This is a genomic window from Streptomyces novaecaesareae (assembly GCF_000716875.1).
In the GTDB taxonomy this organism is placed as follows: domain Bacteria; phylum Actinomycetota; class Actinomycetes; order Streptomycetales; family Streptomycetaceae; genus Kitasatospora; species Kitasatospora novaecaesareae.
This window is the reverse complement of sequence record NZ_JNWQ01000103.1, coordinates 1-22,172: the sequence shown is the minus strand read 5'-3', so window position 1 is coordinate 22,172 and position 22,172 is coordinate 1. Positions and strand designations below refer to the sequence as shown.

Here is a 22,172-nt window from a genome sequence, read left to right as displayed (position 1 = left end):
CGTGCGCCGATGTCAACGATCAAACAGTTCCAAGTGACCTTCGACTGCGCGGAGCCTGCGCGCCTCGCCGCCTTCTGGTGCGAGGTGCTGGGGTACGTCATACCGACGGTCCCTGAGGGCTTTGCCACGTGGGAGGAGTACCACCGCTCGCTGCCGCCCGAGGATGAGATCTACTTCGCGTGCACTGATCCCTCGGGTGTGGCCCCGCGCTTGCTCTTCCAGCGAGTTCCCGAAGGCAAGGTCGTCAAGAACCGGGTGCATCTCGATGTGCGGGCCGGCTCCGGGCTCGTGGGTGAGGAGCGCCTGGCCACACTTGAGGCCGAATGCGCACGGCTGATGGCGCTCGGCGCGAAACACGTGCTGACGCAGCGCGCCGATGGCGTCAACGAGTCGTGCATTACGATGCAGGACATCGAGGGCAACGAGTTCTGCCTCGCCTGATCCTTACGCAGCTTCCATCCTCCCGCGCAGGAAGTCGGCCCGCCCGACTTCCTGCGCGGGTGCAATCACCACCCCTCGCCACTCACCCTGACGTCGTTGGTCAGCACGGTGAGACTGACCGGCCCGCCCCAAACTCCCTCCAGCTCAAGGCGCGTGGCCTGGCTGGTGGCCAGCCACCCGTCATACGACTCCTCGAACTCCGTGCGGTAGTCCGCCACATAGATGCCCTTGTCCTGCCCCCGCGCGGACTCCAGCGCATTCACGAAGTCGGTCCGGGCGCGCATCTTCTCCCGCCACAGGGCCTTCGAGTAGGACGTCAGGAGCACGCCGTCCCAGTACAGCGCCACCGAATCCGGAACCAGACCGTCCCCGGTGGCACGCGTGCCGTCCTCCTGCGCGCGGGCGCAGAAGACGATCCCCCGGATGCGGTTGCCGACACGGGGGAGCCGGATCGTCTGCCGGCCCGGCGGAACGCTGATCACGGCCTTCGACCAGAACGACGTGGTCCCCACAGCCGGCGGGCTGGTCCGCTGCCGGTTGCCGCGCACGTCAATCGCGGCCGGCTGCGTCCACGCGTCCATGTGGCAACGAAACCTGACCGTCGGCAGGTTGGTCGGCGCCGTGCCGTACACCCGGCTGCTCGGCGCCATGGCGATGCGCAGCGTGAACGTGCTCGCAGCGTTGGTGTTAGGGAGGCTGCCCAGCCCGTCACGGCCGTTGATCTCGACGGGCAGGTGGAGCAGGGCGTTGAAGTCGCCTGTGGCGTCGGCGCCGGTGGCCACCGCCGAGTAGGCGAGCGACTGCTTGGGGTCGGGGCTGCCCGGGAAGTAGCCACCCCACTTCTGCAGGAGGTACAGGTCGTAGCCCGAGAGCGGCCCGACGATCGGCGCGCCGTTGGCGTCGCTCAGGCTGATTTCCTGGATCACCGAGAACGGGGCGTCTTCCAGCGCGGTCACAGCAGCGGTGCCGGAGCCGCCGGTGGCCGTGATCTCGATCCAGATGCCGCGCAGATACCCGTACGCCGGAACGGCCTGCGGCGTGAGCCGCACGGCGGCGGCACCCATCTGCTGGGTGACGTCGAAGATCGGTTCGGTGTGCCGCTGTGCCGCACGTGAGAACGGCACCGGCACAGTGGTGGGGGCCTTGATCGAGCCGAACGCGCCCACGACCGGGTGGGCGGCAGCGGTTTCGGGCATGAGTGTCTCCTGTGCAGCGTAGTTGGGCGCGCGCGCGGGGGCCGTCACGTCGCTCCCGCCCGCCTCCGCGCCCGGGTCAGCCGGCGGTACACGAGATGAACCGCGAGGCCCAGCAGGATCATGACCACCGACGCGACCAGTGCGACCACATCGAGCACGTTCCGGCCCAGTGAGTTCCAGAAGCCGATGCTCGAAGCGAGGGCGGCGATGTCGGTGTGCTGGGGGTCGTACACCACCGTCACGGTGTCACCAGCCTTGACGGTGCCGATGACGTAGGCCAGTTGGGTCTCGACGGGCTTCCCCTCCGAAGTCGTGAACCGCACCCGGCAGTTGGAGTTGCCCGCCGGGTTGTCCTGCGGTCCGCTCACCTCCGCGCATTCGGTGACGACCGCCGGGGTGTGGACACCACGACCGCGCAGGGCCGACGTCACACCCATGTCGTGCGGTATCAGATAGACCAGGCTGAGGACGAAAAGCAGGACCCCCAGGCCGATCATGGCGAGCGACCCGTTCCGCACGGTCCGCCCGTGGTCCGGCGCGTTCCTCATCGATCCCCCCGGCGTCGGCCCAACTGCCCACGTGCGCCCACGTCCGCCCACGCTAGCCGCACCCACCGACACCCGCCCCTCCCGCGCAGGAAGTCGGCCCGCCCGACTTCCTGCGCAGCGGCTTCCACGGCCACCGGCACCCCCAGGGCACAAGCCCCACCCAGCCCGTCGCGTACGATCCTTGATGATCGTTTACGGGGACACGAAAGGTGCCACGCACGTGCGCAAGTGGGGGATTCCGGCAGCAGCCCTGGTTCTGGGCGTGCTCGTCGCAGGGTGCGGGTCGAGCCAGGGGGACGGCGGCAAGCCGGCCGCAGCGCCGAAGGCGGAGAAGCTCGGTCCGGACACCGGGACGCGGTACACGAAGGTCGCCGTCCCCCAACTCGACGGACTCACCTGCTCCGAGGGCAATGGCGGCTTCAAGTTCGGCGACGACCTGGACATGGGTGTCTTCGGTGTCGACGACCTCCCCGCCCTCAAGGACGACGAGCGCGAGGTCGAGGGCGAGGACTCGTGCTTCGGGAACCCCCGGATCACGATCAGCAAGGGGACGCACAGCGCGACGGTCCCTCACTTCACGGGCCGGACCGACCTCTTCACCAAGGTCGCCGACCCGCAGAGCGCACTCGACGCGTCCTTCGAGCACTCCATGAAGCTGGCTCAGAGTTACGGCCGTTCGGCCGTCGGCGAGCCGAAGACGTACTCCACCAAGACCATGGTGATGAAGTGCCAGCAGAACGTCACCGACGGCTTCCCGATGACGACCTGCTTCTGGGCGAACTACAGCGCGGTCGGCGAGGTCGACTTCTACCCGCCGAACAACCAGCACGTCCCCCTGGACCAGGCCGCAGGGCAGACCCGGGCCTTCGCCACCGCCGTCCTCTCCACCCAGTCCGCCACCACCGCCCCGTAACGCCGACGCCGACGCCTACACCTACACCCGCACGGTGGCCGGGCTCGATGCCGAGCGGAGGAGCACGGCCACGAGCACGGCCACGCAGCCATGGCCGCGCCGCCGCAGCGCAGTGCCAGGTGGAGCCCTTCGATGAAGGCGGTGTTCACGGCCTCATGAACGGGTGCGGGCAGAGCCACACTCTCTAGGCCCGGGTCCGGCGGCGCGCCAGCTCCTTGATCTCCTCCGGCAGCGCGTCCGCCGCCAACAGGCCCGGGAGCAGCTGCGGTTCGGTCGTCACCGCGCGGAACGACCCGGCCACCGTGACGTCGTGGTCCGGGCGGTACACCACCTCCACCGGATCCCCCACGCGCAGCTCGCCCGGCACGATCACCCGCAGGTACGCGCCGGGCAGGGCGGCCTCGGTGAAGCGCCGGATCCAGCCGTCCCGCTCCAGCCAGCCCTGGAACGTCCCGCAGGGGATGCGCGCGCAGGACACCTCCAGGACGACCTCCGGGCCGATCCGCCAGCGCTCTCCGATCAGGGCGCCGTTGACGTCCAGGCCGGTGGTGGTCAGGTTCTCGCCGAAGGAGCCGTTGTCCAGGTCGCGGCCCAGCTCCACCTGCCAGGCGTCCAGGTCCTCTCGGGCGTAGGCGTACACCGCCTGGTGGTCGCCACCGTGGTTCTTCAGGTCGTACACCCGGTCCCCGGCCAGGCCGACCGCGCCCGTTCCCCGGGGGCCGGGCGCGGACACCGCGACCGGGCCGTCCACCGGGCGCTTGTCGATGCCGGTCAGCCCGATGCCCTTCTTCCACGGGTTCGGGCGGGGCCTGCCGATGTTGACCGAGAGCAGTCGCGCGCGCGTGTCCATGCTCCGACCGTACGGCGGGCGCGCGGCCCGGGCGAACGAATTTGGTGGACGACCCGGGCCACCGACCCGGCGGCCCCGACGGCGTGTCGAGTGGCGCATCACCCGCCGCGACGAAATCGTGACCGACAGCAAACCCCACCAGAGAGGGTCAAAATGCCTGAAGTCACCACCCCGTACGCGACCGGCACCCCGTGCTGGGTCGACCTGATGGCGAAGGACCAGCAGGCGGCGCTCGACTTCTACCGCGACCTGTTCGGCTGGCAGGGCCAGCCCGGTCCGGCCGAGTTCGGCGGGTACGCGGTCTGCGAGCTGGACGGCAAGGCCGCGGCCGGCATCGGCCCGGCGATGGCACCCGAGGGCATGCCGGAGCCGCCGACCGTCTGGACGAGCTACCTGGCCACCACCGACGCCCAGGCCACCCAGGACGCGATCGTCGGCGCCGGCGGCACCCTGCTCGTCCCGGTCATGGACGTCGGCACCCTGGGCCGGATGCTGATCGCCTCCGACCCGCAGGGCGCGGTGTTCGGCGTCTGGCAGCCCGTCGACTTCTCCGGTGCGAAGGTCGTCAACGAGGCCGGCGCGCTGACCTGGAACGAGCTGCACACCAGCGACATCCCGGCCGCGACCGCCTTCTACGGCGAGGCGTTCGGCATCGAGATCGAGCCGATGGAGGGCGCGGACTCCTACTGGACACTGCAGGTCGGCGGCCGCCCGGTCGGCGGCGCCTCCCTCCTCGCCAACGACCCGCCCGGCACCCCGGCCCACTGGCTGACCTACTTCGCGGTCGACGACGTCGACTCCACCGTGGACGCCCTGATCAAGCGCAACGGCACGGTCCTCGCCCCGCCCTTCGACATGATGGCCGGCCGCATGACGGTCGTCGCCGACCCCCAGGGCGCCCCCTTCGCCATGATCAAGCCGACCCCCATGTAACCCCCGAGGCACCGCCCACCCGCCTCACCCTGCCCGCCCTCTCGCGCCCACCGGCCCGAGGGGGCGGCGCAGTTGCTCCACCGCCCCCGTCCACGTCCTCGGTGAGACCGCCCCGATCCCGTCGCCGAAATCCCGTTGCCCCACGGCCCGTACGGCCCGACACTCGCCCCGTGCTCGGATTCGCACGGACCGACAACGAAGCCCTCGTCTCGTGCCTGGGCGACCCACAGCGCACCGTGGCCGCCTACCACGAACTGCTACACCGCGCGGCGGACGCGCTCGACGCCATCCGCGACGGCCTGTCCGACCCCAACGCGGCGGTACGGGAAGGCTGTTGCCGCCTCCTCGACCACCTGGTCGACACCGACTCGATGGACCGGCTCGTCGCCATGGCCGACGACCCCGACGCCCGGGTCCGGGTCGCCGCCTTCCACGCCCTGGCCTGCGACCGCTGCAAGGGCGACACCTGCGCCCCGGGCGCGGACCGCGTCCTCGACCCCGGCCTGCGACACCTGGCCGACGACCCCGATCCGCAGGTCCGCGCCCGGGCCGCCGAACTCGTCGGCAAGTTCGCCCACACCGACCCGCGCGCCGCGGCGGCCCTCCAGCGCTCCCACACGCAGGACCCGAGCCCGGCCGTCCGCAAGAAGGCCGGCTGGTACGCCCCGGGCGGCCCGATCCACAGGCGCACCCGCCCGCCGGCACTCGGCCGGGTGGCGCCGTAACGAAACGCGCAGGAAGTCGGCCCGTCCGACTTCCCGCGCGACAGCACCAGCACCCGCACCCGCACCGGCACCGGCACCGGCAGCGGCAACCCCCACCTACCGCCGAGCCGCCCGCAGCCACCCCGCGAGCCCGAGGCAGAGCAGGCACGCCCCGGCCAGCACCAGCGGAATCACCACCGGCCCGCCCGACCCGCCGAGCGCCCCCACCACCGCCGGCACGACGGCGTTGCCGAGCATGCAGCAGAGCGTCAGTACGGAGGTCGCCTGCTGCGGCACCTCCGCGACGCCGGAGACCCAGGCGATCAGCGTCGGCAGCACCGGCGCCATCGCCAGCCCGGCCAGCGGGTAGGCCACCACCGCGAGGTGCGGCACGGCGGCCAGCAGCAGCGCCGCGAGGGCCGCCGCCAGGTAGCCCGGCAGGGTGGTGCGGCCCGGCAGCCGCCGGGTCAACTGCGGGACGACCAGGCGCCCGACGGCCATCCCGGCCCAGAACCCCGAGGCCGCCGTCGTCGCCGCCTGGGTGCTCCAGCCGCCGCGCACCAGCTGGGTCGACTGCCAGGTGCCGATGCTGGTCTCCATGCCCGCGTACACCAGGCCCACCAGCAGGAATGGGAGCAACCCCGGCCCGACCCGCACGCGTTGGCCGCCCTGCGGGCCCGACTCGGCCCTGGGGGCGGCGAGCACCGCGCCCGCCCGTCCGACCAGGAAGCACGGCAGCGCGCACACCGCGGCCGCCAGCGCGAGCAGCCGGATGTCGGTGTGCCCGACGGCCCCCGCGGCCAGCGGGCCCAGCATCGCGCCGATCCCGAAGACGGCGTTCAGCCGGTTGACCATCACCACGCTGTTGCCCGCGAACCCGCGCGCGAACGCCGTGTTGAGGGTGAGCGCCAACCCGCCGTACCCGATGCCGGTCACCGCCGCGCAGCCGAGGTAGGCGGCCCAGCCGGGGCTCACCGCCATCCCGGCCGCGCCCGCCGCGAAGACGGCGAGCAGGACGGGCGGCGCCGCCCGGACGTTCAGCCGCCGCCCGAGCAGCCCGATGCAGACGGTCGCCGCGAGCGCGCCGAGGTTGTACGCGGAGACCACCCGTCCGACCTCGTGCTCGGCGCCGAACCGTTCCCGCAGGAAGGGGAGCGAGGCGCCGAGCGAGGCGGTGAGCACGCCCAGGACGAGGAAGACTCCGAACGCCGAGACCGCCGCCGACCGGGCCATCACCGGCGCCTCCGGCTCCGGCCCCGCCGCGACCGGCCCCGCCGCGGCCGCCCCTGCCGCAACCGGCCCCGCGTCGACGAGCGCCGGGTCCGACGCCGTCCGGCCCGCGTCAGCCACCATCGGGCCCGACCGTGAGCGCCACGGTGACCAGCCCGTCCAGGTCGGTCAGCGTGATCGTCCCAGCGGCCCCAGCGGCCCCGCCAGCCCCGCCGACCTCCCCCACCACCAGCGCCGTGAAGTCCGGCACGGCCACCACCGCGCCGGCCTCCACCAAAGCCCGCCCCTCGCCGATCCCGCCGATCCCGACGCACACCGCGCCGGCCGCGACCGCCGAGCGGACCCCGCTGACGGAGTCCTCGAAGACCAGCGTGCGCTGCGGCCGGACCCCGAGCCCCCGGCAGGCGGACAGGTACGGGTCGGGGTGCGGCTTGCCCCGCTCGACGTCGTCCCGGGTGACCCGCACCCGGAAGACGTCGAGCAGGCCGATCCCGCCCAGCGCGTTGTCGATCTTCCGGGTCCAGCTGCTGGTGGCCAGCCCGACGGGCACGCCGGCCTGCCGGAGCCGGGTGGCGAGCCGGTCGGCGCCGGGGACGGCCCGGTACGGGGCCTCCTCCTCGACGGTGTCCACCTCGGCCCAGATCGCCTTCCGTTCGGCGTCCGAGTGGTGCGGGAAGATCAGCCGCACCGTCTGGTCGCCGGTCCGCCCGTGGACGTACTCCTCGATCTCCGGGTCGGCCAGCACCCGGCCGTGGCGCCGAACCACCGACCGCCACGCCTCCTCGATCACGGGCCGCGAGTCGATCAGGACCCCGTCCATGTCGAAGACGACCGCCTCGACCTCGTACCGCGTTCCGGCTGCCTGCGGCTGCATCGGTCTCCTCACTCGGCGCTTGCGCCATACGATCTGACGATAGTTCAACTCCCGTCGGCCGGGCGGTCAACTGGACTAGACCTCACGAAACCACCCGGCCAACACACCAGGCCCTAAGCGGCCCGCCCCGCCATGAACGCGTTCGCCGACTCCTTCCAGACCAGGTACACGTCGTCGACCAGGAGCAGGTCGACCACCTCGTCGACGAGCGGGTCGAGCGCGTCGCGGTGCGATCCCACGATCGGCTCCTCGTGCTTGTTGAACGAGGTGTTCACCAGCGCCGCCTGGCCGCTGCGGTCGTACCAGGCCATCAGCAGCCCATGCAGGAACGGGTCGTCCTGGGCCCGGACGATCTGCGGGCGGGCGGTGTTGTCCACGTGCACCACGGCCGGGCAGGCCTTGGCGAACGGCTCGTGGCAGTCGTACGTGATCGTCATGAACAGCGCCGACGGCTGCTCCGGCTCCCAGCCCACGTAGCAGTCGGCCGCCAGGTCCTCGGCGGTGATCGGCGCGAAGGGCATGAACTCGGTACGGTTCAGGCGCTTGTTGAGCCAGTCGTTCATGGTCACGTCGGCGGTGCCGTAGATGACGCTGCGCCGGCCGAGGGCCCGCGGGCCGAACTCCATCCGACCCCGGTAGGTGCCGATGACCTGGTCCGCCTCCAGCGCGGCGAGCAGTGCCTCCCGCATGCCCTCGCCGATCCGCCGGTAGCGCAGCTCGGGGTAGTCGTGCAGGATCTCCTCCAGCCGGCCCTCGGAGATGGCCGCGTCCGGGCCGAGCGCCATCGAGGGCACCCGCGGGCGCTCGCCGGTCTCCCGGTGGGCCACGATCACGGCGGCCTGCAGCGGCAGTCCGCCGTCGCCCATCGGCGGCAGCACGTAGACGTTCCGCACGCCGTCGGTGTCGAAGATCCGCTGGTTGAGCTTGACGTTGGCGAACACCCCGCCGGAGAGGCAGACGTTGCCGCCGGGCACCTTGCCGATGTGCTGCGCCACCACGGCGGTCAGCAGGTCCTCCACGTGCCGCTGGGCGGCCGCGGCGACGTCGGCCGGCTCGTGCGTGGCGATCTCGCGCAGCAGTTCCTCGGAGTAGCCGTCGTAGGAGGGCTGGTACCAGTCGCCGCAGCGGGCGCGGATCGCGCCGTTCTCCTCGATGTCGATCATCCGGCGCATCAGCGGGAGGAGCTTCTCCGGGTCGCCGTTGGCGGCCAGGCCGGTGATCTTGCCCTCGTGCCGGTTGGGGCGGAAGCCGAGCAGCTTGGTGATCCGGCCGTAGAAGTAGCCGAGGCTGTCGATCGAGGTCTCGCGCTGGAGCACCTCCTCGCCGCCGGGGAAGTAGTGCGTGACGGTGAGGGACTGGAAGTCCCCGCGGCCGTCGCAGGTGACCACGAGGGCCTCGTCGAACGGGGAGCAGAGGAAGGCGCCCAGGCCGTGCGACTCGTGGTGGTCGACATGAACCACCTTGCCGCGCAGTCCGTTCTCCTCGATGAAGGCATCGAACTCGCCGCGCTTCTCGCGGTCGTTCGCAATTTCGTCGGATATCCGCTTGCGCAGGTGCGGAAGCGCCTCGGGGCGCAGCCGGGCCTCCTCCGAAATGCGGTCCACGTAGAGCAGCAGGTGCTTTTCGGCGCTGAATCCCGCCTGCCACCCGTAGGCCACCCGGTCGACATCGGAAAGGGTGACCCCGGCCTCCTTCAGGACGTAGTCGATCGACTGCTCCGGCCAGGCCTTGTGGTCCTTGATCCGGGTGAACCGCTCCTCGCTGACGGCCGCGACGACGGTCCCGTCCTGCACCAGGCAGGCGCCGGCCAGGTCGTTGTTGGTGATTCCGAGAACAAGCATGTGCCGCTCCAATGGTTAGTTCACGGGAAATGGCTCGACGGCATTTCCGCGCGGATTCGGGGAGCTGGTGAGGACTGCAGTGCAGTGCACCGCGATGCTATGGAGAGATTTCCCGGGAGATCAACGACGCCGTGGGCATTCCGGTCAACCTGATCTGCCGTCAGGCGGTGACGGGTGGACGGCCGTCGGGTTAACAACAGTTCGTAGTTCGATCATCCGTGCTGGCAGCGTGGCACGTGCCCGACAAGAGGTCTGGACCACCGCGATGTTGATCACCGAGCGTAGCTGTCCGGAAACAGTCCTTCCGGCGCGCAACCGGCACTTCCGCCGCCTCCCGGGCGTCCCTGGGAGGCGTCGTCACACCCGTTCACACCCGCACCACGGGCCCCATCGGCACCTCTGTGACCAGGCGGAACCCCCCGGCAACGCCGAAGGCCGGGCCGAGGCATCCGCCTCGACCCGGCCTCCATCCGTCCCGCCCGGGGGACGCCCCCCCGACGGCCCCTCAGTCCTCCAGTTCCCCCAGGAAGTCCAGCGACGCCGCCCAGGCCCGCTCCGCCGCCTCCGCGTCGTAGTCCGGCAGCTCCGGGTCGGTGAACAGGTGCCCGGCACCCCGGTAGCGGTGCACCTCCACCTCCGCCCCGGCCCGCCGCATCCGCAGGTACCAGGCGTTCAGCCAGTCCTCCGGCTCGAACGGGTCCGGCTCCGCGATGTGCAGCTGCACCGGGATCTCGGTGGCCGCGTCCTCCCGCAGGTCCGAGGTGCCGTGCAGGAGCAGCAGCGCGCGGGCCTTGTCGTCGGCCAGGGCCAGGTTCTGCGCGACGGCGCCGCCGAGCGAGAAGCCCGCGTACACCAGCCCGCCCTCGGACAGCGGGGCCGAGGCGGCCACCGCCCGCCGCAGCAGCTCGTCCCGGCCGCCGAGCTCCTCCTGGAAGTCCTGCGCCTCCTCCACGGAGTCGAAGGTCCGTCCGTCGAAGAGGTCCGGCGTGTGCACGGTGTGCCCGGCGGCGCGCAGCCGGTCGGCGGCGGCGTGCACGGCGGGGCGCAGCCCGTAGGCGGAGTGGAAGAGGACGATCTGGGCCACGGTTCGGGTCCTTCACCAGGGGAGTCAGCTACCCACCCATGATCCCCCATCCCCCGTCCGCCCCTACGACACGACTACGACACCACGTCCTTGCGCGCGAACCCCCGGAACGCCAGCGCCAGCAGCACCGCCGCGTACGAGAGCGACAGCGAGACGCCCTGCACCATGCCGCCCCACTCCAGCTGCGGCTGCAGGGCGTCCGCCCACGCGTACTGCCAGTGCGCCGGCAGCCACTCCCGCAGGTCGCCCAGCGCGGTGACGGCGTCCAGCACCCCGGTGATGATCGACGCGAACACCGCGCCGCCCACCGCGCCGAGCGGCGCGTCGGTCGCCGTGGACAGCCAGAAGGCCAGCGCCGCGATGACGATCTCGCTCAGGAGGACGAAGGCCACCGCGATCGCGATCCGGGGCAGCGCCTCCCCGGCCGGCAGGCTGACCCCGGCGGGCAGCTTGAGGTCGCCCCAGCCGTACGCGGCCGTCCCCACGGCCAGCCCGATCGCGGGCAGCATGACCACGGCGACCGCCGAGAACGCCAGGCCGACCGCGAACTTGCGCACCAGCAGCCGCGCCCGCGGCACCGGCGCGGCGAGCAGGTAGCGCAGCGAGGACCAGCTGGCCTCGGAGGCGACGGTGTCGCCGCAGAACAGCGCGGCCGGGATCACCAGCATGAAGCCGGTGCCCACGAACAGCATGGTGACCGCGAAGTTGGCCCCCGAGGCGGTGGCCAGCTCGATGAAGCTGGTCCGATCCGGACGGCCGGGGGTGCCGCCGATCTGGAACGCGGCCAGGAGGACGAACGGCATGGCGGCGAGCACCCCGCCGATCACCAGGGTGCGGCGCCGGCGCAGCTGCCGCATCGCCTCCACCCGCAGCGGCAGGGTCCGGCTCGCCCGGTAGCCCTCCGCGTGGTCCACCGACACCACGGCGCTCATTCCGCACCACCTCCGATCAACGACAGGAACGCGTCCTCCAACCGCCGCTGCGGCCCGGCGCTCTCCACCGGCACCCCCAGCCGCACCAGCTCCGCCAGCAGCTCGCTCGCGGCCATCCCGTCCAGCCGCACCAGCAGCCCGCCCTCGACGGCCTCCGCCGAGCCGACCCCGGCCAGCGCGCCGACCTTCTCGGCCACCGCCGCCGGGTCGTCCGAGGCCGGGTCATCCGACGCCGCGACACCGATCATCAGCAGCTCCGACGACCCGACGATCTCATCGACCGCCCCGGCCGTCACCAGCCGCCCGCGATCCATCACGACCAGATCCGTACAGCTCTGCTCGACCTCGGACAGCAGGTGACTCGAAACGATCACCGTCCGCCCGCCAGCCGCGTACCGGATCATCACCTCGCGCATCTCGCGGATCTGCGGCGGGTCGAGCCCGTTGGTCGGCTCGTCCAGGATCAGCAGGTCCGGCATCCCGAGCATCGCCTGCGCGATCGCCAGCCGCTGCCGCATGCCCTGTGAGTACGTGCGCACCGCACGGTCCAGCGCCTCGCCGAGCCCCGCGATGGCGAGCGCCTCGTCGAAGCACGCGTCGGCCTCCGGCCGCCCGGTCGCCTGCCAGTAGAGCCGCAGGTTGGCCCGCCCGCTCAGGTGCGGCAGGAAGCCCGCGCCCTCCACGAACGCCCCGACCCGCGACAGCACCGGCGCACCGGGCCGCACCAGGTGCCCGAAGATCCGGATCTCCCCGGCGTCCGGCCGGATCAGGCCCATCAGCATCCGCAGCGTGGTGGTCTTGCCCGCGCCGTTCGGCCCGAGCAGTCCGAGCACCTGCCCCTGCTCCACCCGGAAGCCCAACTCCCGCACCGCGTAGCGGTCCTGGGAGCCCTTGTAGCGCTTGCTCAACCCGCTGATCCGCAGCGGCACACCGGCCAGCTCAGGATCGAACTCCGGCCCGCCGGCCGCCCGCCGACGCCGCAGCCGGCCCCGCAGCCGCGGCATCAGGACCAGCCCTGCGGCCACCGCCACGGCGACCACCGGCAGCAGCCAGGTCCGCGCGGGCAGCGGCGCCGCCTCGGTGACGAGCTCCTCGACGGTCGGCACGGTGACCGCCCCGGCCGGAGCGACCTGGTAGGCGGCCGGCTCGACGGGCGAGGCGTACGCGAGGTCGGTGCTCGCCAGCACCAGCCGCAGCCGGTGCCCGGCCGGGAAGGTGTGGTCGACGGTCGGCAGCGCCACCGTGACCGTCCGCTCCGCGTCCGCGCCGGTCACCCGCAGCGGGGCGGCGAGCTGCTGCGGCAGCACCGCCTTGCCGTCCGGCCCGACGTCGTACAGCTTCGCGAACAGCACCGCGTCCGGCCGGTCCGCCTTCACCCGCACCGGCACCGTCGGCTGCCCGGTCAGGTGCAGCGGCGAGTCCAGCGGCGCCGAGTCGAACGCGGCGTTCTGCCCGGGGAAGTCCAGCGACAGCCCGGCGCCCAGCGCGGACGCCTGGCTGAGCGCGCCGATGCCCGGCAGCGTCGAGATCCCCGGCGGCGCCCCGCCGGGCGGATTGGTGATCGTCTTCTCCCCGCCCGCCAGCTCGACGGACCGCGAGCCCGTCCCGCCCAGCCCGGGGTACCGGTCGGCGGTGGCCCCGCGCAGCACGGCCTGGAAGCCGGTCGAGTCCACCCCGCCGGTCCTGGTCACCCGGAACGCCGGGCCGGTGTCGTTCCCCCGCCCCTTCAGGTAGTGGTCGAACCAGGCGGTCACCCGGTCGTCCACCCGGGCGCTGGTGTCCGTCCCGCCGTCGTGCCCGCCCGCGAACCAGTCCACCGCCACCGGCGCACCGTTCGCGGCGACCGCCTGCGCGATCCGGTCGCCCTGGTCGAGCGGGAACAGCGAGTCCTGCTGCCCCTGCACCACCAGCGTGGGCGCCTTGAGCTGCGCCGCCACCGAGGACGGGCTGGCGGCGGCCAGCATCGCGACGGCCTCCGGATCGGCGTGCCCGGCGGTGGCGACCCGGTCGTACATCCGGCACAGCGACTCCAGGAACCGCCCGCACCCGGCCTGCTCGTCCTCCACCGGCTTCGCGTCGCCGCCCGCGCGCGGCGCACCGCCGGACGGCCCGAGACCGCCCGCCGAACCGGGGGCAACCGAGCCGGTGGTGAAGAAGATCCCGGCCCACAGCTTCTTGAACACACCGTCGGCCGCGCCCGAGCCCTGCACGCCCTGCGGGAACAGCGAGTCGGCCAGGTTCCACCAGGTGATCTGGGTGGCCACCGCGTCGATCCGGTGGTCGGCCGCGGAGGCCAGCAGCGAGACCGCCCCGCCGTACGAGGCACCGGTGATGCCGACCTTCGGATCGCCGGGCCCGTCGAGCTGCACCTCGGGCCGCTGGGCCAGCCAGTCCACCAGGTGGCGGACGTCCTCGACCTCGCGGTCGGGCGCGTTGAGGCCGATCCTGCCGCCCGAGCGCCCGAACCCGCGCGCCGACCAGGTCAGCACCGCGTACCCCTGCCGGGCGAGCTGCTCGGCCCGCTCCCGCTCGCCCTCCTTGGAGCCGCCGAAGCCGTGCGCGAGCAGCACCGCCGGCCGGGGGCTGCCGCCGGTGGTGAAGAACGAGGTGTCCAGCTGGACCTGCTGCGCGCTGCCGGGCGTCTCCGGCATGCTGAGGAAACGGTCCTCCTCACGGACCGTCTGCTCACCGCCGGACGCCACCGTCGCGGTACCGACCCCGGCCACCGCCACCAAGGCCACCGCGCCCGCCAGCAGCCTGCGTCCGACCGTCGTACCCCGGCCCCGCCAGCGACGCCATGCCCCACCGAACTCCATGGCCGCTGATCGTATCCGCCGTCCGGGTAGGCCCCCGATAAGGCCACCACGGGAGCGGTCGCACCCTTTCGCCCGTTTCACCCCACCCTGTCCGCGTATCGTACGGCCCATGCTCTGGCCGCTGATCTCGCTGCTCGCCACCGTCGCCGCCACCCTGGCGATCGGCTGGATCGCCGACCAGGCCCTCCAACGGGCCGCCTCCCGCAGTCCCGACGCCCCACTCTGGCCACTGCTCCGCCGCTGCCGGATCCCGCTCCAACTCACCGTCGTCTCGGCCCTGCTGCTCGCCGCCCGCCCGCTCCAGCGGATCTTCCACCTGCGCCAGGACGAGGGCGCCCACCACCTGGCCCTGCTCTTCCTGCTCGCCTCGCTCGGCTGGCTCACCGTCCGCGTGGTGGCCGCCGTCCTGGAGGCCCTGCTCAGCCGCTACGAGACCCGGATCGACGATCCGGCCCGGCGCCAGCGGGTGCACACCCAGATCAGCGTGCTGCGCCGGGTGGCCAGCGCGGTCGTCGTCGTGGTCACCGTCGCCGTGATGCTGCTGACCTTCTCGGCGATGCGCAGCATCGGCGCCGGCCTGCTCGCCTCGGCCGGCATCATCGGCATCGTGGCCGGCATCGCCGCCCAGAGCACCCTGGGCAACTTCTTCGCCGGCCTGCAGATCGCCTTCGGCGACACCGTCCGGATCGGCGACACCGTGGTGGTGGACGGCCAGCAGGGCACGGTCGAGGAGATCACCCTCTCCTACCTGGTGGTCCGGCTCTGGGACTACCGCCGGCTGATCGTCCCGGTCTCCTACTTCGTCAACAAGCCCTTCGAGAACTGGACCCGCCGCGACCCGGGCCTGCTCGCCGCCGTCCTGCTCCACCTCGACCACACCACCCCGGTCGACGAGCTGCGCGCCACCCTGCGCGCCCGCCTCGACCGGCACCCGCTCTGGGACGGCGCCGAGTGGGCCCTCCAGGTCACCGACACCACCCCCAGCACCATCGTCGTCCGCGCCACCATGACCGCCCGCACCCCCGACGACGCCGCCCAGCTCCGCTTCGACATCCGCGAACAGCTCATCGCCCACCTACGCGACGAACACCCCCACGCCCTCCCCCGCCTCCGCACCACCGACACCTGACCCCCAAAGCACGAGTTCCCCGCGCCCCATGAGGGGCGCGGGGAACTGCGCGAAACGGAAGGGCGCCTACAGGGCCCGCGTCATCGTCCGGTGCGGAATCCCCGCATCGTCGTACACCGGCCCCTCCGCCACGTACCCCAGCCGCTCGTAGAACCCGAGCGCCTGCACCTGCGCGTGCAGCTCCATCTCCGAGCCGCCGCGCTCGGCCCCCGCGGCCTCGATCGCCCGCACGAGCTCCGCGCCCAGCCCGGTCCCCCGGGCCGCCGGCAGCACCGCGAGCCGCCCGAGCAGCACCCGCCCGTCGGTGCCCCCGGTCAGCTCCCGCGCCTGCTCGCCGAAGATCAGCCGCCCGGTGCCCAGAGCGCCGCCGTCGGCTCCCACCGCCAGCAGGTGCACCGAGGTCCGGTCGTACTCGTCGTACTCCAGCTCCTCCGGCACGTTCTGCTCGACGATGAACACCTCGCGCCGGACGGCCCGCACCAGCGCCAGGTCCGCCTCCCCCTCGGCGATCCGAATGACGACGCCCAGGCCGACACCCGGGCCGACACCCAGCCCGGCGCCCACCCCACCGCTCACGTCAGCTCTCCGCCGCGATCACGTCCAGCGCCTTCTGCAGGTCCGCCGGGTACTCGCTGGAGAACTCGACCCACTGACCGTCCGACGGGTGCTCGAAGCCGAGCGACACCGCGTGCAGCCACTGCCGGGTCAGCCCGAGCCGCTTGGCCAGCGTCGGGTCGGCGCCGTACGTCAGGTCCCCCACGCAGGGGTGGCGCAGCGCGGACATGTGGACGCGGATCTGGTGGGTACGCCCGGTCTCCAGCTTGATCGCCAGCAGCGACGCGGCCCGGTACGCCTCGATCAGGTCGTAGTGGGTGACGGACGGCTTGCCCTCCTGGGTCACCGCCCACTTCCAGTCGGAGCTGGGGTGGCGCCCGATCGGCGCGTCCACCGTGCCGCTCATCGGGTCCGGGTGGCCCTGCACCAGCGTGTGGTACCGCTTGTCGGTGATCCGGTCGTGGAACTGCCGCTTGAGGTCGGTGTACGCACGCTCGGACTTGGCGACGACCATCAGCCCCGAGGTGCCGACGTCCAGCCGGTGCACGATGCCCTGCCGCTCGGCCGCGCCCGAGGTGGAGATCCGGTAGCCGGCCGCGGCGAGCCCGCCGATGACGGTGGGGCCGGTCCAGCCCGGGCTGGGGTGCGCGGCGACGCCGACCGGCTTGTCGATCAGCACGATGTCCTCGTCGTCGTGGACGATCCGCATGCCCTCGACGTGTTCGGCGACGATCTGCACCGGGGCGGCGGGGGCGGGGATCTCGACCTCCAGCCAGGAGCCGGCGGTCACCCGGTCCGACTTGCCGGCCATGGCGCCGTCGAGCGTCACCTTGCCGTCGGCGGCCAGCTCGGCGGCCTTGGTCCGGGAGAAACCGAACATCCGGGCCAGGGCGGCGTCGAGGCGCTCGCCCTCCAGGCCGTCGGGTACGGGGAGGCTGCGGATCTGCGCTGCGGTACTCACCCGTACGAGTATGCCGGACACCGGGGCCTCCCCCGCCCGCCGCACTCCCCGGCCCGCCCCGCAAGGCGTGCCACCCCGCTCCGCAGGCCGGTGCTACTCCGCCTTGCCGTCCTGCTGGTGGACGGTCCCGTCCGGGTTGCTGCCCCGGAAGGAGAGCAGCACGACGAGGATCCCGCCGCAGACGATCGCCGAGTCGGCGAGGTTGAAGACCGCGAAGTGCTGGACGGAGATGAAGTCCACCACGTGCCCGCGGAAGACGCCCGGCCAGCGGAAGAGCCGGTCGGTGAGGTTGCCGAGCGCCCCGCCGAGCAGCAGCCCGAGCGCGATCGCCCACGGCAGGCTGTACAGCCTGCGGGCGATCCGCCAGATCACCACGATGACGGCCGAGGCGATCATCGTGAAGACGACGGTCAGCGCCTGCCCCATCCCGAAGGCCGCGCCGGAGTTGCGGATCACCTGGAGGGTGACGACGTCCCCGATCACCTTGATCGCCGAGTGGTTCTCCAGCCTGGCGACGACCAGCAGCTTGCTGCCGAGGTCGATCAGGAAGGCGAGCACCGCGACGACCAGCAGGACTCCGACCCGCCGCGGGCCCTTGGGCTTCCGCTCGGCCGTCGGTTCGTCCACGGGCGCCGCCTCGGTCGGCTCTGCCACGGGCACCTCCACGGCATCGGCGGGGGACGGGACGGCGTCGTCCCGGGTCTGGGGGGAACCTTGCGTACTGATGATCCGCTCCGCTGCCGATGGAGCTCCCCCGGCCGTAGGAGGGGGAGGGTTGGTGGGCCGGTGACGCCCTGGACGCGCCCACGAGCGTTGTGGACGGGTCAGGCGACGTTACGGGGTCGAGCGTACGGCAAGCCCGACCCCCCGCGTCGCTCCGGTGGCCCGGTTCAGCGGCGTTCCTGCTTGGCCTTGCACTGCACGCAGAGCGTCGCCCGGGGGAACGCCTGCATCCGGGCCTTGCCGATGGCCTGCCCGCAGGACTCGCAGGTGCCGAAGCCGACGCCCTCCAGCCGGCCCAGGGCCCGCTCGGTCTGGGCGAGGCTGTCCCGCGCGTTGTTGGCGAGCGCCAGCTCGCTCTCCCGCGAGATGTTCTTCGTACCGGCGTCCACCTGGTCGTCGCCGGCTCCGTCGTTGGAGTCGCGCATCAGGCCCGAGATGGCCGCCTCGGCGGCGTCGATCTCGTTCTGCAGCCGCTCCAGCTCGCTGATCAGCTCGTCGTGCAGTTCGTGGACCTCCTCGGTGGTCCACGGCTCCTCGCCCGGCCGGACCGGCAGCGTGGCCGGGTCCACGGACTCGGCCCCGCGCGGCACGGTGACGGTGTCGGTGCTGGTCTTCGGTGCGGTAGTGGTCACGGTCCCCTCCCCTGGATCGACCGCCACGGCCTTGCGTGCCCGCTTGGTGGCGGTACCCGCGCCGGTTCCCTTCTCAGCCATGGCTTCGACCCCATCTACGAACGAATCGAGCCGCCGGTTCCCGGCGGCTTCCAGTGCCGGAACGATAATCCCGATCAAAACCGGTCACAACATGACATACCGACGCCTCACAGCGATCCCACCCAGGCAGCCGCCCCAACCACCACGCCCCGAACGTTGACAGGGTTGTGCCCAGATCGCCCCCGCCTAACCACCGCCCCTGACCAGCCCCGCCGCCCTCCCGGGGGCCCGTCCGCCCGAAACGGTTTGGACAAACCGACTCGCCCGGCCGATACACTGGCCCTGCAAGGCGCAGATGGGACGAGTACCGACGTACGCAGCCACCAGCGACCCGGGGACGGTGCGAGCCCGGGGGTGTGCACGGCGGGAAGATCACCCCGGAGCCGCCGGAAGAACGGCCGCCGCGAGTGCGCAGCGGCCCACTAGACCCGGCAGCAAGCCCAAACAAGAGGGCCGCAACGCAGCACCGCGGCCAAGGAGGGTGGTACCGCGGGGCGGCCCGGCCGTCTCGTCCCTCCGGAGGATCCAGTCCCAGCATCCGCCGGAGGTCGACGCCCGCGATGAGCAGCTCCTACAACCCCGTACCGGCGCAGGTGGACCTGCCTGCCCTGGAGCACCAGATCCTGTCGTTCTGGCAGGACAACAAGATCTTCCAGCGCAGCCTGGAACAGTCCGAGGGCCGCCCCGAGTGGGTGTTCTACGAGGGCCCGCCGACCGCCAACGGCATGCCCGGCGCCCACCACATCGAGGCCCGCGTCTTCAAGGACGTCTTCCCGCGCTTCCGGACCATGAAGGGCTACCACGTCGCCCGCAAGGCCGGCTGGGACTGCCACGGCCTCCCGGTGGAGCTCGCCGTCGAGAAGGAGCTGGGCTTCTCCGGCAAGCAGGACATCGAGGCGTACGGCATCGCCGAGTTCAACGCCAGGTGCCGCGACTCGGTGACCCGCCACACCGATGCCTTCGCCGAGCTGACCACCCGCATGGGGTACTGGGTCGACCTCGACGAGGCCTACCGGACGATGGACCCGTCGTACGTCCAGTCCGTCTGGTGGTCGCTCAAGCAGATCTTCGACAAGGGCCTGCTGGTCCAGGACCACCGGGTCGCCCCCTGGTGTCCGCGCTGCGGCACCGGCCTGTCCGACCACGAGCTGGCCCAGGGCTACGAGACCGTGGTCGACCCCTCGGTCTTCGTCCGCTTCCCGCTGACCAGCGGCCCGCTGGCCGGCCAGGCCGCGCTGCTGGTGTGGACCACCACCCCGTGGACCCTGGTCTCCAACACCGCCGCCGCCGTCCACCCCGAGGTCACCTACGTGGTGGCCACCGACGGCACGGAGAAGCTGGTCGTCGCCGAGCCGCTGGTCGCCAAGGCCCTCGGCGAGGGCTGGGAGACCACCGGCGAGTCCTTCACCGGCGCCGAGATGGAGCGCTGGGCCTACCGCCGCCCGTTCGACCTGGTCGAGATCGAGAACGCGCACTTCGTCCTCAACGCCGACTACGTCACCACCGAGGACGGCACCGGCATCGTCCACCAGGCCCCCGCCTTCGGTGCGGACGACCTCGCGACCTGCCGCAAGTACGGCCTGCCGGTGGTCAACCCGGTGCTCGCCGACGGCACCTTCGCCCCCGAGGTCCCGCTGGTCGGCGGCCAGTTCTTCAAGAAGGCCGACGAGGCCCTGGTCGCCGACCTCAAGGCGCGCGACCTGCTCTTCCGCCACGTTCCGTACGAGCACAGCTACCCGCACTGCTGGCGCTGCCACACCGCGCTGCTCTACTACGCGCAGCCGTCCTGGTACATCCGGACCACCGCCGTCAAGGACGCGCTGATCCGCGAGAACGAGGCCACCAACTGGTTCCCGGAGACGGTCAAGCACGGCCGCTTCGGCGACTGGCTGAACAACAACATCGACTGGGCGCTCAGCCGCAACCGCTACTGGGGCACCCCGCTGCCGATCTGGCGCTGCGAGGAGGGCCACCTCACCTGCGTCGGCTCGCTGGCCGAGCTGTCCGAGCTCACCGGCACCGACCAGAGCGGCCTCGACCCGCACCGCCCGTACATCGACGAGGTGACCTTCGCCTGCCGCGACTGCGGCGGCACCGCCACCCGCGTGCCCGAGGTGATCGACGCCTGGTACGACTCGGGCTCGATGCCCTTCGCCCAGTACGGCTACCCGTACCAGAACAAGGAGCTGTTCGAGAAGCGCTACCCGGCGCAGTTCATCTCCGAGGCGATCGACCAGACCCGCGGCTGGTTCTACACGCTGATGGCCGTCGGCACTCTGGTGTTCGACAAGAACAGCTACGAGAACGTCGTCTGCCTGGGCCACATCCTGGCCGAGGACGGCCGCAAGATGTCCAAGCACCTGGGCAACATCCTGCAGCCGATCCCGCTGATGGACCAGCACGGTGCCGACGCCGTCCGCTGGTTCATGGCGGCCGGCGGCTCGCCCTGGTCGGCCCGCCGGGTCGGCCACGGCACCATCCAGGAGGTGGTCCGCAAGACCCTCCTCACCTACTGGAACACCGTCGCCTTCCAGGCCCTGTACGCCCGCACCTCGAACTGGGCGCCCTCCGCGAGCGACCCGGCCCCGGCCGACCGCCCGCAGCTGGACCGCTGGGTGCTCTCCGAGCTGAACACCCTGGTCCGCGAGGTCGACGCGGCCTTCGAGGCGTACGACACCCAGCGCGCCGGCAAGCTGCTCTCCGGCTTCGTCGACGACCTGTCCAACTGGTACGTCCGCCGCGGCCGCCGCCGCTTCTGGCAGGGCGACGCCGCCGCGCTCGCCACCCTGCACGAGGCACTGGAGACGGTCACCCGGCTGATGGCCCCGATGACGCCGTTCATCACCGAGCGGGTCTGGCAGGACCTGGTCGTCCCGGTCGTCCCGGACGCCCCGGCCTCGGTCCACCTGGCCGCCTGGCCGGAGGCCGACGAGGCCCTGATCGACGCCGAGCTCTCCCGGCACATGGCGCTGGTCCGCCGCCTGGTCGAGCTGGGCCGGGCCACCCGCGCCGAGTCCGGCGTGAAGACCCGCCAGCCGCTCTCCCGAGCGCTGGTCGCCGCCCAGGGCTGGGAGGAGCTGCCCGCCGACCTGCGCGCGCAGATCGCCGAGGAGCTCAACGTGGCGACGCTGGAGTCCCTCGCCGAGGTCGGCGGTTCGCTGGTCGACACCACCGCCAAGGCGAACTTCCGTGCGCTGGGCAAGCGTTTCGGCAAGGGCGTCCAGGACGTCGCCAAGGTGGTCGCCGCCGCGGACGCCGCCCGGCTCGCCGCCGACCTGCGCGCCTCGGGCACCACCTCCGTCGAGCTGGACGGCGAGACGATCGCCCTGTCCCCCGACGAGGTGATCATCACCGAGACCCCGCGCGAGGGCTGGGCCGTCGCCAACGAGTCCGGCGCCACCGTCGCCCTCGACCTGGCCATCACCCCGGAGCTCAAGCGCCTCGGCGTCGCCCGCGACGCCATCCGCCAGATCCAGGAGGCCCGCAAGAACTCCGGCCTGGACGTCGCCGACCGCATCGTCCTGCGCTGGCGCGCCACCTCGGAGGAGACCGCCGAGGCCATCGCCGAGCACGGCCCCCTCGTCGCCGAGGAGGTCCTCGCCACCGACTTCGCCGCCGGCGCAGCCGACTGGACCTCCGAGACCTTCACCGACGAATCCCTCGGCCTCGCCTTCCAACTCCTGTCTCTTATACACATCTGACGCTGCCGACGAGCGATCTAGTGTAGAT

Annotated in this window: 19 protein-coding genes; 6 read left to right on the top strand and 13 right to left on the bottom strand. The window is 72.2% G+C overall.

Translation table 11 applies throughout. The features are described from left to right. Positions 1 to 9: 9 nt before the first annotated feature. Positions 10 to 441: a VOC family protein gene (locus tag OP86_RS28805; RefSeq protein ID WP_030260912.1), complete on the top strand. Its 432-nt coding sequence runs from the start codon at positions 10 to 12 to the stop codon at positions 439 to 441. 65 nt (positions 442 to 506) lie between these two features. Here OP86_RS28805 and OP86_RS28800 read toward each other — a convergent pair whose 3' ends face one another. After that, entirely contained in the window at positions 507 to 1,637 is a 1,131-nt protein-coding gene (locus OP86_RS28800; RefSeq protein ID WP_030059692.1) for a hypothetical protein, read from the bottom strand. Between the two features lie 44 nt (positions 1,638 to 1,681). Then, the gene (locus OP86_RS28795; protein ID WP_030260909.1) at positions 1,682 to 2,134 is read right to left on the bottom strand and encodes a DUF3592 domain-containing protein; all 453 of its coding nucleotides are present in this window, start codon (positions 2,132 to 2,134) and stop codon (positions 1,682 to 1,684) included. Between the two features lie 271 nt (positions 2,135 to 2,405). Between OP86_RS28795 and OP86_RS28790 the strand changes: the two genes are divergently transcribed. After that, complete coding sequence (locus OP86_RS28790) at positions 2,406 to 3,098, top strand: hypothetical protein (RefSeq protein WP_157849866.1); 693 nt, start codon at positions 2,406 to 2,408, stop codon at positions 3,096 to 3,098. Between the two features lie 184 nt (positions 3,099 to 3,282). Here OP86_RS28790 and OP86_RS28785 read toward each other — a convergent pair whose 3' ends face one another. After that, positions 3,283 to 3,948 (bottom strand): MOSC domain-containing protein, encoded by a 666-nt coding sequence (locus OP86_RS28785; protein ID WP_030059695.1) that lies wholly within the window; start codon positions 3,946 to 3,948, stop codon positions 3,283 to 3,285. A gap of 153 nt (positions 3,949 to 4,101) precedes the next feature. On the opposite strand from OP86_RS28785, the gene OP86_RS28780 reads away from it, so the two are divergent. Both OP86_RS28780 and OP86_RS28775 read left to right on the top strand, forming a co-directional pair. After that, a complete protein-coding gene (locus OP86_RS28780) occupies positions 4,102 to 4,881 on the top strand; it encodes a VOC family protein (RefSeq protein WP_030059696.1) in 780 nt (259 codons plus the stop codon). A gap of 170 nt (positions 4,882 to 5,051) precedes the next feature. After that, positions 5,052 to 5,606, top strand: a complete 555-nt coding sequence (locus OP86_RS28775) for a HEAT repeat domain-containing protein (protein WP_030059697.1) — start codon at positions 5,052 to 5,054, stop codon at positions 5,604 to 5,606. 96 nt (positions 5,607 to 5,702) lie between these two features. Here the strand turns inward: OP86_RS28775 and OP86_RS28770 are convergent, their stop codons facing one another. The 6 genes from OP86_RS28770 to OP86_RS28745 all read right to left on the bottom strand — a co-directional run bounded on the left by OP86_RS28770 (position 5,703) and on the right by OP86_RS28745 (position 14,362). Further along, a complete protein-coding gene (locus tag OP86_RS28770; RefSeq protein ID WP_078589554.1) occupies positions 5,703 to 6,938 on the bottom strand; it encodes an MFS transporter in 1,236 nt (411 codons plus the stop codon). Continuing rightward, positions 6,928 to 7,689, bottom strand: a complete 762-nt coding sequence (locus OP86_RS28765) for an HAD family hydrolase (protein WP_051830868.1) — start codon at positions 7,687 to 7,689, stop codon at positions 6,928 to 6,930. The genes OP86_RS28770 and OP86_RS28765 overlap by 11 nt, the downstream gene beginning before the upstream one ends. A gap of 113 nt (positions 7,690 to 7,802) precedes the next feature. Beyond that, entirely contained in the window at positions 7,803 to 9,530 is a 1,728-nt protein-coding gene (locus OP86_RS28760) for a carbamoyltransferase family protein (protein ID WP_030059700.1), read from the bottom strand. A gap of 505 nt (positions 9,531 to 10,035) precedes the next feature. Further along, the gene (locus OP86_RS28755; RefSeq protein ID WP_030059701.1) at positions 10,036 to 10,614 is read right to left on the bottom strand and encodes a dienelactone hydrolase family protein; all 579 of its coding nucleotides are present in this window, start codon (positions 10,612 to 10,614) and stop codon (positions 10,036 to 10,038) included. 74 nt (positions 10,615 to 10,688) lie between these two features. Next, on the bottom strand, positions 10,689 to 11,546 hold the full coding sequence (locus OP86_RS28750) for an ABC transporter permease (RefSeq protein ID WP_030260903.1): 858 nt from the start codon (positions 11,544 to 11,546) through the stop codon (positions 10,689 to 10,691). After that, positions 11,543 to 14,362, bottom strand: coding sequence for an alpha/beta fold hydrolase (locus OP86_RS28745; RefSeq protein WP_030260900.1), 2,820 nt, complete (start codon positions 14,360 to 14,362; stop codon positions 11,543 to 11,545). Before OP86_RS28745 ends, OP86_RS28750 begins: the two co-directional genes overlap by 4 nt. A 109-nt stretch (positions 14,363 to 14,471) precedes the next feature. Between OP86_RS28745 and OP86_RS28740 the strand changes: the two genes are divergently transcribed. Continuing rightward, a complete protein-coding gene (locus OP86_RS28740; RefSeq protein WP_033333831.1) occupies positions 14,472 to 15,491 on the top strand; it encodes a mechanosensitive ion channel family protein in 1,020 nt (339 codons plus the stop codon). Positions 15,492 to 15,557: 66 nt separating this feature from the next. Here the strand turns inward: OP86_RS28740 and OP86_RS28735 are convergent, their stop codons facing one another. The 4 genes from OP86_RS28735 to OP86_RS28720 all read right to left on the bottom strand — a co-directional run bounded on the left by OP86_RS28735 (position 15,558) and on the right by OP86_RS28720 (position 18,362). Beyond that, positions 15,558 to 16,067 (bottom strand): GNAT family N-acetyltransferase, encoded by a 510-nt coding sequence (locus tag OP86_RS28735; protein ID WP_078589552.1) that lies wholly within the window; start codon positions 16,065 to 16,067, stop codon positions 15,558 to 15,560. A gap of 1 nt (position 16,068) precedes the next feature. After that, complete coding sequence (locus tag OP86_RS28730; protein WP_030059709.1) at positions 16,069 to 17,007, bottom strand: RluA family pseudouridine synthase; 939 nt, start codon at positions 17,005 to 17,007, stop codon at positions 16,069 to 16,071. A gap of 93 nt (positions 17,008 to 17,100) precedes the next feature. After that, a complete protein-coding gene (gene lspA / locus OP86_RS28725; RefSeq protein WP_030059710.1) occupies positions 17,101 to 17,736 on the bottom strand; it encodes a signal peptidase II in 636 nt (211 codons plus the stop codon). Positions 17,737 to 17,897: 161 nt separating this feature from the next. Next, entirely contained in the window at positions 17,898 to 18,362 is a 465-nt protein-coding gene (locus OP86_RS28720) for a TraR/DksA family transcriptional regulator (protein WP_234435122.1), read from the bottom strand. Between the two features lie 641 nt (positions 18,363 to 19,003). Here OP86_RS28720 and ileS point away from each other — a divergent pair. Further along, positions 19,004 to 22,144, top strand: a complete 3,141-nt coding sequence (gene ileS, locus OP86_RS28715; RefSeq protein ID WP_033333828.1) for an isoleucine--tRNA ligase — start codon at positions 19,004 to 19,006, stop codon at positions 22,142 to 22,144. Positions 22,145 to 22,172: the final 28 nt, after the last annotated feature.